Genomic DNA, 1,698 nt, shown 5'->3' with positions numbered 1-1,698 from the left:
CCGTTCGAAGACGCGGCGGTACGAGACGTCAACGCACGAGAATGAGCCATGCGACTGGACCATCTGCCTCGTCATATCACCGGCTTCTTCGATCATCCGAAAGAATGTCGATACCTTGAGGGCGCAGCCTTCAAGCGAGCTTGTCATGCCGTTGCGCACATTCATCGCGGAACGGCGGCCAACTTCGATTTCGACGTGGTTGGGAAAAATTACTTCTGCTCGACCCTCGCTACGCCCGCCGGGCAGATTGTGGCATTGTGCAACTGTGTCTATCCGTACGGAGCATTCGCGAATTCCGGTGCGGGCGGCGCTGGCGAGGAGCCGGTTTTCACGACCGCCTCGTCCCTCCGCGCATCGTTTGCGGCCCATGCGGGATTCGAATGCCTCGCTTCACACTGGCTGGAATCCGCCGTCGATCGGGCGGTTCTACGAGACTTGGCGTCTGTCGAGATGCGCCAGATCGGGCATTGGAAGCCGAGGCGCATCGGCGGCATAATCTTCAATCGATGGGATTGAGCCACTCGGTCAGCCGAAGATCGACGCAACAAAAAACGTTCGACCTGATATGGTTTGTCCTGACCTGACGAGACCGCCAGATCCGCCTCCGCATGGTGCTACGTTTGATCGCTGAGCGGGCCTGCAAGATCGGCATCGGGAGATCCCAGTCCTGGACCAAAATAATTATGCCTGCTTGTGCAGTTTAGGGAGTCAACTGGCCCGCAATCTGCGTCATCTCGGAGAAAGAGCGGCCATCGCAGTACGCCCACACCAGGTGCAGGACGTCCTCGACCGAAACGAGCAGGTTGCGGCGCTCGCACCAATAGCCTTGATCGCTCTGCCACAATCGCACCGGCTCGGAGCTCCCGGACGGATCCTCGAAGAGCCACGCTCCCATGGTCGCGAACAGCGCGTAGCCGACGTCCGCTCCGCCGACGATGTTCAGCGAGGCTTCGTCATCCATGCAGGTCGCGACATCGCACCGGCTCAACTGGACGATCGGGTGTTCGCAATCGTCCAGGCCACGGATCGCCTGCTCCACCCTGTCCCAGGTTGGCTGCGCGACCTCGATCAGCCGCCATCCACCGCCAGGGGGGTAGTGGAACAGCGTCATGTGATGCGCTCTCATGGCACCATGTGCGGCAAAGCCTCGAACGCCTCCCAATGCCCTCGGCAGCTCTCCGACACCGTAGAGCTGTCCCGATGTCAGCCCAACCATGTCGGGCGATCGATGTCGCTGCGCCGTCCTGGATCCCGCCGCAGTCGCGGGCCCGGAGGCCGACGCCACCCCCTCCGAGACATCCGTCAGGGCGACGGCTTCGCGCCGATCTTCTTGCTCAGCCAGTAGGCGTAGCCGACATTCGTGCTCTCGACCAGGGTGGCCGCGCTGGTCACGTAGTTCATCACAAGGTCGCCGAACTGCGCGCCCAGATTGTAATCCTGCTCGATAACCTTCGAGAGGGTGTTGGCCTCCCGCAGCGACATCCACTCCTGATAGAGCTGCAGCAATCCCGTGCGCCAATCCTGGTCCATCTGCCAGAGCCGGTTCATGAAGGCGGTCTGCATCGCGAACAGCTCGGAGAGGGTGTCCGGGTCGGGCTCGCTGGCCAGCAGCTGCGCGGTGCCGACGGCGTTGACGGCGCAGCGCGACACGAGGTCGTTGACGAGCAGGCCGCGCCGCAGCGGCTTGCCCGGGCCCGG

Annotated in this window: 3 protein-coding genes; 1 reads left to right on the top strand and 2 read right to left on the bottom strand. The window is 62.6% G+C overall.

Annotated features, from left to right (window positions below; all coding sequences use genetic code 11):
- Positions 1-48 precede the first annotated feature (48 nt).
- A complete protein-coding gene (locus VQ02_RS37840; protein WP_157080911.1) occupies positions 49-516 on the top strand; it encodes a hypothetical protein in 468 nt (155 codons plus the stop codon).
- 184 nt (positions 517-700) lie between these two features.
- On the opposite strand, the gene VQ02_RS33145 is transcribed toward VQ02_RS37840, so the two are convergent.
- Complete coding sequence (locus tag VQ02_RS33145) at positions 701-1,111, bottom strand: hypothetical protein (RefSeq protein WP_048448530.1); 411 nt, start codon at positions 1,109-1,111, stop codon at positions 701-703.
- A gap of 191 nt (positions 1,112-1,302) precedes the next feature.
- Positions 1,303-1,698 (bottom strand): hypothetical protein (locus VQ02_RS38510; RefSeq protein ID WP_048448529.1); only part of this gene is annotated, 396 nt, incomplete at its 5' end.

Origin of the sequence: Methylobacterium variabile, from assembly GCF_001043975.1 — a bacterium.
Lineage (GTDB): Bacteria > Pseudomonadota > Alphaproteobacteria > Rhizobiales > Beijerinckiaceae > Methylobacterium > Methylobacterium variabile.
This window is presented reverse-complemented; position numbering and strand designations above follow the sequence as displayed.